Origin of the sequence: Phaeovulum veldkampii DSM 11550, assembly GCF_003034995.1 — a bacterium.
In the GTDB taxonomy this organism is placed as follows: domain Bacteria; phylum Pseudomonadota; class Alphaproteobacteria; order Rhodobacterales; family Rhodobacteraceae; genus Phaeovulum; species Phaeovulum veldkampii.
Window position 1 is genome coordinate 26,465 of the sequence record NZ_PZKF01000018.1, and the last position, 13,959, is coordinate 40,423.

At 66.2% G+C, this 13,959-nt stretch carries 17 protein-coding genes; 6 read left to right on the forward strand and 11 right to left on the reverse strand.

Annotated elements, in window-relative coordinates; translation table 11 throughout:
- Positions 1 to 3: 3 nt before the first annotated feature.
- Entirely contained in the window at positions 4 to 543 is a 540-nt protein-coding gene (locus C5F46_RS09290) for a YeeE/YedE thiosulfate transporter family protein (protein WP_107325082.1), read from the reverse strand.
- A 349-nt stretch (positions 544 to 892) separates the two neighbouring features.
- On the opposite strand from C5F46_RS09290, the gene C5F46_RS09295 reads away from it, so the two are divergent.
- Positions 893 to 1,948: a glycosyltransferase family 2 protein gene (locus C5F46_RS09295; protein ID WP_107325083.1), complete on the forward strand. Its 1,056-nt coding sequence runs from the start codon at positions 893 to 895 to the stop codon at positions 1,946 to 1,948.
- A 143-nt stretch (positions 1,949 to 2,091) separates the two neighbouring features.
- A complete protein-coding gene (locus C5F46_RS09300) occupies positions 2,092 to 3,042 on the forward strand; it encodes a phosphoadenosine phosphosulfate reductase (RefSeq protein ID WP_133618345.1) in 951 nt (316 codons plus the stop codon).
- Here C5F46_RS09300 and ureG read toward each other — a convergent pair.
- The 10 genes from ureG to C5F46_RS09350 form a co-directional block, all read right to left on the reverse strand.
- Positions 3,039 to 3,650, reverse strand: a complete 612-nt coding sequence (gene ureG, locus C5F46_RS09305; protein ID WP_107325085.1) for an urease accessory protein UreG — start codon at positions 3,648 to 3,650, stop codon at positions 3,039 to 3,041. The two genes, C5F46_RS09300 and ureG, sit on opposite strands and share 4 nt — an antisense overlap.
- Positions 3,651 to 3,690: 40 nt before the next feature.
- Positions 3,691 to 4,323, reverse strand: coding sequence for an urease accessory protein UreF (locus C5F46_RS09310; protein WP_107325086.1), 633 nt, complete (start codon positions 4,321 to 4,323; stop codon positions 3,691 to 3,693).
- Positions 4,324 to 4,336: 13 nt separating this feature from the next.
- Positions 4,337 to 4,897, reverse strand: a complete 561-nt coding sequence (gene ureE / locus C5F46_RS09315) for an urease accessory protein UreE (RefSeq protein ID WP_107325087.1) — start codon at positions 4,895 to 4,897, stop codon at positions 4,337 to 4,339.
- Positions 4,898 to 4,973: 76 nt separating this feature from the next.
- On the reverse strand, positions 4,974 to 5,198 hold the full coding sequence (locus tag C5F46_RS09320; protein ID WP_107325088.1) for a hypothetical protein: 225 nt from the start codon (positions 5,196 to 5,198) through the stop codon (positions 4,974 to 4,976).
- A 113-nt stretch (positions 5,199 to 5,311) separates the two neighbouring features.
- On the reverse strand, positions 5,312 to 5,614 hold the full coding sequence (locus C5F46_RS09325) for a hypothetical protein (protein ID WP_107325089.1): 303 nt from the start codon (positions 5,612 to 5,614) through the stop codon (positions 5,312 to 5,314).
- 83 nt (positions 5,615 to 5,697) lie between these two features.
- A complete protein-coding gene (gene ureC, locus C5F46_RS09330; protein ID WP_107325090.1) occupies positions 5,698 to 7,407 on the reverse strand; it encodes an urease subunit alpha in 1,710 nt (569 codons plus the stop codon).
- Complete coding sequence (locus C5F46_RS09335) at positions 7,407 to 7,712, reverse strand: urease subunit beta (protein WP_107325091.1); 306 nt, start codon at positions 7,710 to 7,712, stop codon at positions 7,407 to 7,409. The genes ureC and C5F46_RS09335 overlap by 1 nt, the downstream gene beginning before the upstream one ends.
- Before the next feature lie 4 nt (positions 7,713 to 7,716).
- Positions 7,717 to 8,268: a HupE/UreJ family protein gene (locus C5F46_RS09340; protein ID WP_107325092.1), complete on the reverse strand. Its 552-nt coding sequence runs from the start codon at positions 8,266 to 8,268 to the stop codon at positions 7,717 to 7,719.
- A 9-nt stretch (positions 8,269 to 8,277) separates the two neighbouring features.
- The gene (locus tag C5F46_RS09345; RefSeq protein WP_107325093.1) at positions 8,278 to 8,580 is read right to left on the reverse strand and encodes an urease subunit gamma; all 303 of its coding nucleotides are present in this window, start codon (positions 8,578 to 8,580) and stop codon (positions 8,278 to 8,280) included.
- 7 nt (positions 8,581 to 8,587) lie between these two features.
- On the reverse strand, positions 8,588 to 9,406 hold the full coding sequence (locus tag C5F46_RS09350; protein ID WP_107325116.1) for an urease accessory protein UreD: 819 nt from the start codon (positions 9,404 to 9,406) through the stop codon (positions 8,588 to 8,590).
- 252 nt (positions 9,407 to 9,658) lie between these two features.
- On the opposite strand from C5F46_RS09350, the gene C5F46_RS09355 reads away from it, so the two are divergent.
- The 4 genes from C5F46_RS09355 to C5F46_RS09370 all read left to right on the forward strand — a co-directional run bounded on the left by C5F46_RS09355 (position 9,659) and on the right by C5F46_RS09370 (position 13,927).
- The gene (locus C5F46_RS09355) at positions 9,659 to 10,321 is read left to right on the forward strand and encodes an outer membrane protein (protein WP_107325094.1); all 663 of its coding nucleotides are present in this window, start codon (positions 9,659 to 9,661) and stop codon (positions 10,319 to 10,321) included.
- A gap of 60 nt (positions 10,322 to 10,381) precedes the next feature.
- Positions 10,382 to 11,425 (forward strand): dihydroorotase, encoded by a 1,044-nt coding sequence (pyrC, locus tag C5F46_RS09360; protein WP_107325095.1) that lies wholly within the window; start codon positions 10,382 to 10,384, stop codon positions 11,423 to 11,425.
- A 109-nt stretch (positions 11,426 to 11,534) separates the two neighbouring features.
- Positions 11,535 to 12,212 (forward strand): orotate phosphoribosyltransferase, encoded by a 678-nt coding sequence (locus C5F46_RS09365; RefSeq protein ID WP_107325096.1) that lies wholly within the window; start codon positions 11,535 to 11,537, stop codon positions 12,210 to 12,212.
- Positions 12,213 to 12,439: 227 nt separating this feature from the next.
- The gene (locus tag C5F46_RS09370; protein ID WP_107325097.1) at positions 12,440 to 13,927 is read left to right on the forward strand and encodes a replicative DNA helicase; all 1,488 of its coding nucleotides are present in this window, start codon (positions 12,440 to 12,442) and stop codon (positions 13,925 to 13,927) included.
- Positions 13,928 to 13,959: the final 32 nt, after the last annotated feature.

Sequence of the window (13,959 nt, forward strand, 5' to 3'; positions counted from 1 at the left end):
CGCTCAATCCCCCAGCTTGTACATTGCACGCGCCACCGGGATGGCCGCCAAAAAGGCCCCGAGCGCAAATACATAGCCCGACAGCGCTGTCTGGCTCATCCCCGACATCATGTGACCCGAGGTGCAGCCTCCCGCCAGCCGCGCGCCGAACAGCACGATAAAGCCGCCTGCGAAAGCCACCGCAAAGCGTTTGATCACGCTGCGGCCATAGTTCGCCTCCCACAATTCGGGCAGGTTGGCTTCGTGCGGGGCAACGCCCTTTCGCAGATAGGATGACACCCCTGCCCCGATCATCATCGCGATGACGAACAGGAAGTTGTAGTTCAGCGGGTTGGCGATATCTTTGGCCTCTTTCGCCAGATAGCTGTTGGGCGAGCTCGGCCCCTCGGGGCCATCGACGATGATATCGGGGTTGATCATGTCCCAGATGATGCCGTCCAGCACCACGAACTGGGTCGAGACCCCGATCGGCTTGACCAGCAGGACAGCGGCGAAAAACACCACCCCCAGCAAAAGCCCGCCCAATTTCCACGACAGTGACATCTGACACCTCCCTCAGGTCATATGCTCACATTCACATTACCGGATATTTTGTCGCAGCCAAGCGTCCTATGGGCGATGTGAGGGGGGAAAAAATAAAAGCGCTGCGGGAGGGAGGCCCGCAGCGCATTATTGGTCAGACGAGGGAGAGCGTCTGCCCGGGGCGGACCCCTTGCGGCGGGAGAGCCGCGTGTCAGGGAGAACCGAGGTCCGTCTTGTTCGGAATACGCCTCGAGCCGGGGGCCAACTTTGACCTAGGTCAAGTTTGCGTGATCGCAACCTGCGACAAAGTAGCAGCCATCCCCGCACGCCGCCCCTTGCCCGGCCTGCGCGGGCGGTGCACATCTGGGCCATGCGCAGCCTTGCCATCACCACAGTGCGAAACGAAGGCGCCTTCCTGCTGGACTGGCTGGCGCATCATCGGGCCGTGGGGTTCACCGATTTTCTGGTGTTCTCGAACGATTGCACCGATGGCACCGCCGAAATGCTCGACCGGCTGGCGCAGTTCGGCGGGCTGACCCATGTGGCGCAGAGCGGGCCGTTCGCACGCGGGCCACAATGGGCCGCGCTGAAGGCCGCCGACCGGCACCCGGCCAAGGCCGCGGCAGATTGGGTGCTGGTGCTCGACATCGACGAATTCGTGACCATCCACGCAGGCGACCACAGCCTGACCGCGCTGCGGGCGGCCCTGCCCGAGGCGACCGCGATCCCGCTGACGTGGCGGCTGTTCGGCAATTGCGGCGTGGTCGAATATGTGGATCGTCCGATCCCCGAGCAGTTCACCCGCGCAGCCCCCCGTGGGTTGATCTGGCCGTGGCGGGCCTCGCTGTTCAAGACGCTGTTTCGCAACGACGGCAGCTATGCCCGGCTTGGCGTGCATCGCCCGCGCCAGCCCGACCCGGCGCGCCTGCACGGTCAACGCTGGTTCGACGGATCGGGGCGCGAATTGCCGCCGCTGTATCATCGCCAGCGGCTGTTCACGCCCTTGGGGCAGAATTGTCAGCGGCTGGTGCAACTGAACCATTATCCCTTGGGCGCGATGCACAGCTATGTGCTGAAATGCGACCGCGGGCGGGCCAATCGCGAGGCTTCGACCTTCGACATGTCCTATTGGGTGGAGCGGAATTTCTGCTCCGAGGACGACAGCAGCATTGCCGCACTGGCCCCGCAGACGGCTGCGATCCGGGCCGAACTGCGGGCCGATCCTGTGTTGGCCGCGCTGCATGACCGCGCCGTAGCCTGGCGGCAGGCACGATTCGAGGCGCTGATGCTGACCGAGGCGTTTCGCGCCTTGTTCGGGCGCCTGCTGATGACGCCGCCCAGCCAGCCGTTGCCCGGCCCGACGATTCGGCAGTTGGCAGCCTGGGCGCAGGCCGAGGCGCGGCAGGGATCGCGGCCTGCAAAGTGACAATCCCGCCGGGGCCCCAGATTGGCGCGCAAACCGCAACACGCCATGAAAAAGCCATTCCGCGCGCCCATTTTGGACGTGTCGCTAGGATGTTAGAGTGAAGTCTGCCATCTGCTCGAATGGTGGATGACAACGGAGGGATGATGCGCTTCGACACGGCCACAGCAACCGGACATCCCGACCCCGAGGTTGCGGCCTGGCCCGAGGCGTTGGTCTCAACGGGCGATGACCTGGGCTATTTCGCGCCGCTGGGGCAGCGCCATGCGGCGTTTTTTGCCGATGATGGGCCGGTGCTGCTGGTCAGTTTTGAAACCGCGGCCGCCATTGGCGCCAATGGCGGGTTGCCGCACGCATTGGCCGTGGCCCAGCCCAACGGCTGGTCGTGCCTGACGCTGATCGCCTCGGGTGCCACATGGTTTCGTGACCCGGCGGTTTTCGCCTATTTCGACCGGCTGATCGAGGATGCCTTCTTCGAGGATTTCGACCGCGTGGTGTTCTATGGTGCGGGCATGGCGGGCTATGCGGCGGCGGCCTATTCGGTGGCCGCCCCCGGTGCGATGGTGATTGCGGTGCAGCCGCAGGCCACGCTCGACCCGCGCGTGGCGGGCTGGGATGGCCGCTTTCGTCGGATGCGTCGGCTATCGTTCACCGACCGCTACGGCTTTGCCCCCGACATGATCGAAGGCGCGGGCGATGGCATGGTGATCTTTGACCCCGAACAACGGCTGGATGCGATGCATGCGGCACTTTTCCGGCGCCCTTTCGTGACACTGCTGCCCTGCCCCAACCTCGGCAACGGGATCGAGGCGGCGCTGCGCGACATGGGCGTGCTGGACCCGATGCTGCGGCTGGCGCTTGAGGGGCGGCTAGAACCGGCTGCGTTCTGGCGGCTTTACCGTGCACGCCGAAACTCGGTTCCCTATCTGAGCGGGCTGATGGCGCGGCTGGACGAGGCGCGCCGCCCGCTTCTGAACGCGCTTTTGTGCCGCCACGCCGCCAGACGGCTGAACGACAGGCGCTTTCGCTATCGACTGATCCAGCTGGAGCAGGAGCTGGCCGCGCAGGGCCGCAGCCTGCCTGTCGCCCGCAGCTAAAGCCCGCCCGCCGCGCGCAGGAATGCCACCACCTCGGCCACGCCTTTGCCCTGCCGCAGGCTGGCCATCACAAAGGGCCGGGGGCCGCGGGCCGCGCGCGTATCGGCCTCCAGCAGCACCGGGTCAACGCCTACATGGGGGGCCAGATCGGTCTTGTTGACGATCAGCAGATCCGACCGCGTGACCCCCGGCCCCTTCTTGCGCGGAATGTCCTGCCCGGCGGCGGTGTCGATGACATACAGCGACACATCGGCCAGTTCCGGGCTGAAGGTGGCGGCCAGATTGTCACCGCCCGATTCGATGAAGACCACGTCCAGATCGGGGAAGGCCGCGGTCAGATCGGCCACGGCGGCAAGGTTGATCGAGGCATCCTCGCGGATCGCGGTATGTGGGCAACCGCCGGTTTCCACGCCGCGGATACGGTCTGCGGGCAGCACCTGCGCGCGCATCAGAAATTCGGCATCTTCGCGGGTGTAGATGTCGTTGGTGATCACCGCGACCGAAAATTCCTGCGCCATGGCGCGGCACAACTGGGCCGTCAGCGTCGTCTTGCCGGCGCCGACCGGGCCACCGATGCCCACGCGCAGCGGGCCATTGGGGCTTTTCATTTGCTCAAGTCCTTTGCAAGGTTTGTCACGCAATACATTGTCATGTCTTGTAAATACGAACTTCCATGACTTCATGTGCCATCGCCGCCATATCGGCGCCAAAGGCCGCCGAACCGATCGCGTCAGGGTCAGCCACCGCCTCGGCTGCGACCCGCAGGATCAGCGGCTGAAGGCCCGCCAGCATCCGCTGCCCCTCGGTCTGGCCCAGGGGGGCAAAGCGCACCGCGACCTGCACCAGATTGCCCGCGAATGTCTGCAGATAGAGCGCGACCACCTGTTCGGCCGGCAGGCCCAGCGCCGCCACCGCCCGGCCCACCGCCACCGGCAGCGGCGCGGGCGGATGGGCTGTGCCGGTCAGGGTGTTGGTCAGATCGGTGAAGGCGCGGCCCTGATCTTCGGTTTCCACCGCGCGTTCCCGCGCGGCGGCCAGCGCGCGGGCAAGGCCCGCCAGCGCCGCATGGTCGGCACCGGGGCGCAGGCTGGCGGCCAGCAGGCAGGCATCGACCCGGCCCGAGCCTTGCCCGATCACATCGCCGATCCAGTCGCCGATCGCCTCGGCCCCCGCCAGCCCGCCCTGGGCAATTGCCCATTCCAGCCCGTGCGAATAGGCAAACCCGCCCACCGGAAAGGCCGGCGAGAGCCATTGCACCAGTTGCATCAGCGCCGCCGTCATACGTTCGGGGCCGTCATGCGTTCGAGGCGGGCACGTCGGGTTCGTCGAGGTCATCCTCGTCGGCGGTGTGCAGATGCGCGACATGGTGGTGGACATGGCGCTTGCCATGGGTGTCGTGCCCATGGTCGTGGTCGTGGCCCATCGTGCGGCCGTGACCATAGGCGCCGCCCTCGGGGGTAAACGGTTCCTGCACCGGGGTCAGGCTGGCGCCCAGCCCTTCCAGCATCCGCTCCAGCACCCGATCGCGGGCGATCACCAGACGATCAGATTCGATCTGGCATGGCGTGTGGCGGTTGCCGATGTGCCATGCCAGCCGCGGCAGATCGCCCACCACGGCGATCAGGTCTTCCTCGGCGGCGATCACCTCGATGATCTGGCCATCGGGCAGACGGAACGCATCGCCATGGTTCAGGCTGACGGTTTCCGCCAGATCGACCAGAAACGCCTGCCCGCCCGCGGTTTCCAGCCGTTTGCGGCGCAGGAAACGGTCCTCGTATCCAAGCGTCACAAGGTCGGATGCGCCCTGCCACTGGCCTGCGCGCAGCACGTCATGGGTGTGGGGAATATGGGTCACGGGTCATGCTCCTTCCGGCGCCGATGGGGCGCCGGGGGGCAGTATCGGCTGCGCCGACTGCCCCCGCAAGCCCGGATCAGAACACGAAGCGGTCGCGAAAGACGTGCTGCGCGATCCGTTCGCGCCGGATGCCCAGTTTAAGCAACTCTTCATCCGACATCGCATTCAGCCGGTCAATTTCCTGCACGCGCGATTGCCGTTCGACATAGGCGTTGATGCCCTGGCCCAGCGACGTGAAGTAGTCATCAAGCCCTTTCAGCAGGCGCGCCTCGCGCCGGGCGTTGGTAGCCATGACAGCCATTGGAACCCTCCATGAAGGTATGGTGTCCTCCCGAAAGGCAATATAAGTCAGAATTACTGTCTTACCCACCCCGCCCGGCGCATGGCAGGCATGATCACGCTGCAGCGCAGCATTCAGCAGCGCCAGGCGGTCGCGCGCAGCTCATAGACCTCGACGCCGGGCTGCACCGGGTCAAACACCACACGGTTGGCACCTGCCGCGCGCGCATCTTCCATGATCTTGTTGCGGGCGTATTTCACACCTTGCTCGGCCAGAACCGGGCCATAGACGCCGGGTTTCATGGAGACATTGGCAACCAGGGTGCAGCCCGCGACGGCAGATTGATCGACCGCCTGAACCTCGGGCACGCCGCGAAATCCAGGATCGCTGCACGCGCCAAGTGCCAGGATCATGGCAAAGGGAAGGGCCTGTTTCATGCTGCTCTCCGTTGTTTTTGGCCATGCTGCGGAGCGGCGCGAAAATCCGCAAGCCCCCGCCCGCAGCTTCGGCCAAAGCCCGCCTAATACAGGAAATACCGCTGCGCCAGCGGCAGTTCCGTGGCGGGTTCGCAGGTCAGCAATTCGCCATCGGCCCGCACCTCGTAGGTTTCGGGGTTCACCTCGATCTGCGGCATCGCGGCGTTGTGGATCATGTCGGCCTTGCCGATACCGCGGGTGTGTTCGACGGCCACGGTCTGCTTGGCCAGCCCCAGCCGGCCGCGCACCCCTTCGGCCTCGGCCGCGGCCGAGACAAAGACCACCGCCGAAGCCTCACGGCTGCGCCCGAAAGCCGCGAACATGGGCCGCGAATACACCGGCTGCGGCGTCGGGATCGAGGCGTTCGGATCACCCATCTGTGCCACCACGATCGAGCCGCCCAGCAGCACCATATCGGGCTTGGCCCCGAAGAATGCCGGGTGCCACAGCACCAGATCAGCGCGCTTGCCCACCTCGATGCTGCCGATGTGGCGCGACAGCCCGTGCGCGATGGCGGGGTTGATCGTGTATTTGGCGATGTAGCGTTTCACCCGCGCGTTGTCGTTGTCGCCGGTCTCGTCGGCCAGCCTGCCGCGTTGCAGCTTCATCTTGTGCGCCGTCTGCCAGGTGCGGGTGATGACCTCGCCGACCCGGCCCATCGCCTGACTGTCCGACGACAGGATCGAGAACGCGCCCATGTCGTGCAAAATATCCTCGGCGGCGATGGTTTCGCGTCGGATACGGCTTTCGGCAAAGGCCACATCCTCGGGCACGCGCTTGTCGAGGTGGTGGCAGACCATCAGCATATCCAGATGCTCTTCCAGCGTGTTCACCGTGTAGGGCATCGTCGGGTTGGTGGAACTGGGGATCACGTTCGGGCTGGAAACGACGCGGATGATGTCGGGCGCATGGCCACCGCCCGCGCCTTCAGTATGAAAGGCGTGGATCGTGCGGCCCTTGATCGCGGCCAGCGTGTTTTCGACAAAACCCGATTCGTTCAGCGTGTCGGTGTGGATCATCACCTGCACATCCCAGGCATCAGCCACCGTCAGGCAGCAGTCGATGGCGGCGGGGGTGGTGCCCCAGTCTTCGTGCAGTTTCAGCGCGCAGGCCCCGGCGCGGACCTGTTCCTCCAGCGCCGCGGGAAGGCTGGCGTTGCCCTTGCCCGCGAAGGCCAGATTGATCGGAAAGGCATCGGCGGCCTGCAACATCCGCCCGATGTGCCACGGACCCGGCGTGCAGGTGGTGGCCAGCGTGCCATGCGCAGGCCCGGTGCCGCCACCCAGCATCGTGGTCAGGCCCGAGTGCAGCGCATCGTCGATCTGCTGCGGGCAGATGAAATGGATATGCGCATCCATCCCCCCTGCGGTCAGGATGCGCCCCTCGCCCGCGATGATCTCGGTTCCAGGTCCGATCACCATGGTGACGCCCGCCTGCGTGTCGGGGTTGCCCGCCTTGCCGATCGCGGCGATACGGCCGTCGCGCAGCCCCACATCGGCCTTCACGATGCCCCAGTGATCGACGACCAGCGCGTTGGTGATGACGGTATCCATCGCGCCCGCGGCGCGGGTCATCTGGCTTTGGCCCATGCCATCGCGGATCACCTTGCCGCCGCCGAATTTCACCTCGTCGCCATAGGTGGTGAAGTCGCGCTCCACCTCGATGATCAGATCGGTATCGGCCAGCCGCAGCCGGTCGCCAGTGGTTGGGCCGAACATGTCGGCATAGGTGGCGCGGGAAATCCGGGCGGGCATCAGAGATCCCCCATCACATGACCGTTGAAGCCGAACACGCGCCGCGCGCCGGCAAGGGGCACCAGCGCCACCTCGCGGGTCTGGCCCGGCTCGAACCGGACCGCGGTGCCTGCGGCAATATCAAGCCGCATCCCGCGCGCCGCAGCGCGGTCAAAGGCCAATCCTGCATTGGTTTCGGCGAAATGGTAGTGGCTGCCCACCTGGATCGGGCGGTCGCCGGTATTGGCCACCATCAGGTGCCGCACCGGGCGGCCCGCGTTCATCTCAATATCGCCCGGCAAGGGCATGATTTCACCCGGAATCATATCTCTACCCCGCCACGGCCAGTGCCACGCCCGCCGCCGCGGCGGCGGCGCCCAGCGCCCGGCCCGCCAGCGTGCCCGTCACTAGGCCCAACCCGATACCTGCGCCGTGCAGCGCCGCAGTGGCCAGCGCGAAGCCGACGGCATAAAGCGCCAGCCCAGCCCCCGGCCCCTCGGCCCCGTGGGCATGACCATGCGCCATCCCGAACGCCGCCAGCACCGCCAGTGCCGCCCCCAGCGGCAGCCGCGCCGCGGCGGCCACCGCCAGCCCGATCACCACGATCGAGGCCAGAATCATCGGCTCCACCCCCGCAAACGGCAGCCCCGCCATGCCCAGCGCCCCGCCCGCCAACATCGCACCGACAAAGGTCAGCGGCGCGGCCCACAGCGCCCGCCCCCCCGCCTGCGCCGCCCAAAGCCCCACCGCCACCATCGCCAGAACATGATCAAACCCGCCCAGCGGATGGCCGATCCCAGCCATCAAGCTGCCGGTATCATGCCCGGTGTGGGCCAGTGCCGCCGTGGGCACGAACATCAGGGCCAATGCAATTTTCTTCATGGGCTTACCTCAACGGATCGGGTGGTGAACGGTGACAAGCTTGGTGCCGTCGGGAAAGGTGGCTTCGACCTGCACCTCGGGGATCATCTCTGCGATCCCCGTCATGCAGTCTTCGGCGCGGATCACCTGCGCCCCGGCCTCCATCAGGTCGGCAACGCTGCGCCCCGCGCGGGCGCCTTCGACAACAAAATCGGTGATCAGCGCGATCGCCTCGGGGTGGTTCAGCTTGACGCCACGCTCCAGCCGCCCGCGGGCAACCATGGCGGCAAGGCTGATCAGCAGCTTGTCCTTTTCGCGTGGGGTCAGGTTCATGGGCTCCTCAGATCTGCCAGACGCGCGGCAGGGGGGCGCCCTGCCGCAAGATGGAAAGAAGCGTTGCCACCGCGCGTTTCAGCGGCAGCGCATCGGGCGCGGTCAGCCGGGCAAGGCATTTGCCATCCCAGCCCGACACGGCGCCCGTAACGGTATCGGGCAGCGCAGCGCGCAGCGCCCCCGCCGCATCCTCGGCCCCCGGCCCGATCAGCGCCAACGTCGCAAAAGCCCGCGCGCCCGCGAGCAAGGCGGGCCGCGGCGCGAGCGCCCTCGCCCCCAGCACCAACGGATCGACCCAGACCGGGCGCCCCGACGACCAGACCTCGCGCCGGTCGGAAAAGGCGGCGCTCTCCAGCGTTTCACCCATCGCGGCGCGGCCCAGCACCACCATTTCCGCCAGCACCAGCCGCGCGCCGGGCGTCAGGTCGGCCCGCGTGCGGCGGGCCAGTGACGCGCCCTGAAACAGGATCGTTTCCTGCGGCAGCCAGTGCAATTCGGCCCCCGCGCCAAGGCTGAGTGTCACCGCCACCTCGGCCTGCCCGCCCGCGCTGGCATAGCCACGTTCGGCCGTCTGGGTCGTGGCCACAGCGCGCAGCCCCGCCCCCAGATCGACGCGACAAGTGAAACGATCCCCCCCCGTCAGCCCGCCTGCGGTGTTCAGAAACACCACTTCGGGCACCGCGGAATGGACGGCGGGCAAAAATACCTTAGCCGAGCCTGACTGCGCCAGCCCGCCGATCCGCGGCCGCCCTGCCCCCGGCACAAGCGCCACCGCCGCCCGGCCTTGGACGCGCTGCATCGGGGCGAAGGAGGGGTGATCCAACATGGCATCAGCCTTGCAGCCCGAACCGGGGCAGACCACGGTCACCCCCCGCCGCCGCCCGCAGCGCCGCCGCGCAACAGGAGGCCCGCACATATAAAAGGCACATATGCCCGTTTTTGTCGCAAATCTTATAAGGTCGCCAGCTTGCCGCACAGCGGCGCCGGCGGCACACTCGGGCCGCGCCCTGCATGATTCGTCTCGCGCCGCGCCCGCGCTGGCAGCACTATCTGGCCCATTCAACCCGAGAGATTTCCGATGACCCGTTTTCACCCGCAAACCGCCGCCCTGATCGCCGCCCTTGGTCTGGCCAGCCCCGCCATGGCACAAGACCGTCAGCCCAACGACTGGTCAGGCCGCTATGTCGGCCTGTCGTTGGGCACCGCCTTCCTGTCGGATGACAGCGTGCGGCTGCGCCCGTCGGGCGATACGCCGGGCAAGCTGGAACTGAACGGCACGCAGGCCGGGGTGCAGATCGGCTGGAACCGGCAATTCGGGGATCTGGTCTGGGGGATCGAGGCCGACCTGCAGGCGGGCCGGGTGCGCGATAGCCTGCGCAACGCCGACCTCAGGGGCGAATCGCACGTCGACCGCAGCGCCAGCCTGCGCCTGCGCCTGGGCTATGCCATGGGCAACGGGCTGATCTATGGCATGTCCGGCCTGACCCTCGGCGCGCTTGATTATCGCGTGACCGGCACCGACTCGGCCGGGGCGCCGGTGGCGATCGACCATTCCGGCAACGACTGGGGCTATACCTACGGGCTGGGCTATGAACAGGCGCTGGCGGGCGGTGACTGGACGCTGCGCGGCGAGATCAGCTACCAGAACTTTGGCCGCACCACCGTCAGCGACGGCGTGAACAGCACCGAGGCGACGCCAGAATTCCACAGCCTCCGGCTGGGCCTGAACCGCCGGTTCTGAACCCCGCTGCGCCCGATTGCGCGCTGGAAACGCGGCGCGCAATCGGCTAGGGGAGAATGCATGACCCAGACCCTTGCGATCCGCCGCCCCGACGACTGGCACCTGCACCTGCGCGATGGCGCCATGCTGGCGGGCATCCTGCCCGAAAGCACCCGCCATTTCGCCCGCGCCATCATCATGCCGAACCTCGTGCCGCCGGTCGTCACCGCAGCCGACGCCCGCGCCTACCGCGACCGCATTCTGGCCGCGCGGCCCAAAGGTGCCGATTTCACGCCGCTGATGACGCTCTATCTGACCGAAACCACCGATCCCGCCGATGTTGCCGCCGCCGCGGCCGAGGGGCTGGTTCATGCGGTCAAGCTCTATCCCGCAGGCGCCACCACCAATTCAAACTCGGGCGTGCGCGACTTCGACAAGGTGCGCGGCGTGCTCGAAACGATGGCCGAGATCGGCCTGCCGCTTTGCGTGCATGGCGAGGTGACGACGCCCGAGGTGGACATCTTCGACCGCGAGGCGGTGTTCATCGACACAGTGCTTGACCCGATCCGGCAGGCAACAGCGGGGCTGCGGGTGGTGATGGAACATATCACCACAAAACAGGGCGTGGCCTATGCCCGCGCGGGCGGATCCGATCTGGCGGCCACGATCACCACCCACCACCTGATCCTCAACCGCAACCACATCCTCGTGGGCGGGATCAAGCCGCATTACTATTGCCTCCCCGTTGCCAAGCGCGAGGAACACCGCCTTGCCCTTCGCGAAGCCGCCACCTCGGGCGAGGCGCGGTTTTTCCTCGGCACCGACAGCGCCCCCCATATTGATGCGCTGAAGGAACATGCCTGCGGCTGCGCGGGCTGCTTTACCGCAACCAACACGCTGCAACTGCTGGCCCATGTTTTCGACGAACAGGGCGCGCTCGACCGGCTGGAGGCATTTGCCAGCCTGAACGGCCCGGCCTTTTACCGCCTGCCCCCGAACGCGGCCCGGATCACCTTGCAAAAGCTGCCCGAACCGGCCGCCTGGCCCGAAAAGATCGCCACAGGCGCAGGCCCCGTCACCGTCTTCAACCCCGGTTTTCCGGTCTACTGGCATGTGCGCGACTGATCTTTCAGCTTGGTGAAAATATCCCCGCCGGAGGCTCCCGGCCCAGCCGTGGAAGCCTCCGGCGGGGATATTTAGACCAAGATGAAACCGCGCCGCATAAGGAGTGTCCATGATCCCCTCGACCTACCCGCCCAAAGAGGAAATCGCCCGGCTGACGGCGCGGATGCTTCTGGAAGTCAAGGCGGTGCATTTCAACGCCGAAACGCCGTTCACGCTGGCCTCGGGGCTGCCCTCGCCAACCTATATCGACTGCCGCAAACTGATCAGCTATCCGCGCATTCGTTCAACGCTGATGGATTTCCTCGCCGTCACGGTGATGCGTGAGGCGGGTTTCGAGGCCTTCGACAATATCGCGGGCGGCGAGACTGCGGGCATCCCCTTTGCGGCGATGGTGGCCGAACGGCTGGCACTGCCGATGACCTATGTGCGCAAGAAGCCCAAAGGCTACGGTCGCAACGCCCGCATCGAGGGCGTGATGACCGAGGGGGAGCGGGTACTTCTGGTCGAAGACCTGACCACCGACGGTGGCTCGAAACTGTCCTTCGTCGATGCGATCCGCGAGACAGGCGCCACTTGCGGCCATACTGCGGTGATTTTCTACTATGGCATCTTCCCCGAAACGACCGACCGGCTGGACGCGCACGGTGTGCAATTGCATCACCTCTGCACCTGGTGGGACGTGCTGACCGAGGCGCGCGCGCAAGGCAGCTTCAGCCCCGAGACGCTGACCGAGGTCGAGGCGTTCCTGACCACCCCGCGCGCATGGCAGGACGCGCGCAAGGGCTGACGATTTCAGGGGATAAGGCTGTGGATGATCGGGGGGCAATTTGTGCAAAACCGACCCATTTCTCGCCCAACATCGACGCGGTTGCAAACATCTGGTAGGATGCAGCACTGGGCGTACCACATCCAGACCAAGACCGCCGCTCGCAGGGGTGTTATCCACAGTTTTTCCCAGTTTGCACCAGGACGCATGATCGGGCACAAAGCCGGTCTGAAGACTGGAGGCCAGGCATGAACGACGTCAGGGCGTTGCGCGACGCGGCGGAACCCGCCACCCCCGAGGCGCTGCCGCATAATATCGAGGCCGAGCAGCAGCTTCTGGGCGCGATCCTGACCAACAACGAGATCTATGACCGGATCGCCGCGATTCTGCGCGCAGATCATTTCTTCGAGCCGGTCCACCAGCGCATCTTCGAGGTGGCGGTGGCGCGCATCCAGAAGAACGCACTGGCAAGCCCGGTCACGCTGAAAGCCTATCTCGAAGACGACGCCGGACTGAAGGAACTGGGCGGTCCGGCCTATCTCGCCCGTCTTGCCGGAGCGGCGATTTCGGCCTATGCGGCGCGCGATTATGCCCAGATGATCTATGACCTTGCCGTGCGGCGCGAATTGATCCGGCTGGGGCAGGATGTAGCCGCCCGCGCGGGCCAGGTCGCGGTGCATGACGACCCGCGCGAACAGATCGTGGCCGCCGAACAGGCGCTCTACAAGCTGGGCGAACAGGGCCACGCCGAGCGCGGCTTTGTGTCGTTCCTGAAGGCCGTGACCGATGCCGTCAACGTGGCCAACGCCGCCTATCAGCGCGACGGGGGCCTTGCGGGTATTTCAACCGGGCTGGTCGATCTGGACAAGAAGCTGGGGGGGCTGCACCCCTCGGACTTGCTGATCCTTGCCGGGCGGCCCTCGATGGGGAAAACCTCGCTTGCCACCAACATCGCCTTCAACATCGCCAAGGCCTACAAGCGCGGCCGCCTGCCCGACGGCACCGAAGGCGCTGTCGATGGCGGCGTGGTGGGATTTTACTCGCTGGAAATGAGCGCCGAGCAGCTGGCGGCACGGATTCTGTCTGAGGCCTCCGAGGTGCCCAGCGAACAGATCCGCCGCGGCGACATGACCGAGACCGAATTTCGCCGCTTTGTCGAGGCCGCCAAGGCGCTGGAATCCTGCCCCCTTTATATCGACGACACGCCCGCCCTTCCGATCAGCCAGTTGGCCGCTCGCGCCCGGCGCCTGAAACGCACGCATGGGCTTGACGTGTTGATGGTGGACTATCTGCAACTGGTCAAAGGCACCGGGCGCGGAGAGAACCGGGTAAACGAAGTGTCGGAGATTACCCAAGGGCTGAAAGCCATCGCCAAGGAGTTGAACATCCCGGTCGTGGCGCTGTCGCAGCTGAGTCGGCAGGTCGAATCGCGCGAGGACAAGCGACCGCAACTGTCGGACCTGCGCGAATCCGGCTCGATCGAGCAGGATGCCGACGTTGTCATGTTCGTCTACCGCGATGAATACTACAAGGAACGCGAAAAGCCCGCAGACCACGAACTGGACAAGATGGCCCAGTGGCAGGCGATCATGGAACAGGTGCACGGCAAGGCCGAAGTGATCATCGGCAAGCAGCGCCATGGCCCCATCGGCTCGGTCGAACTTTCATTCGAGGGCCGATTCACGCGGTTTGGCAACCTGGCCAAGGCCTGGCAGGGCGGCGGCGACGGGTTCTGACCTTGCGGCGCCGCGCCTCGTGGTGCGGGCAG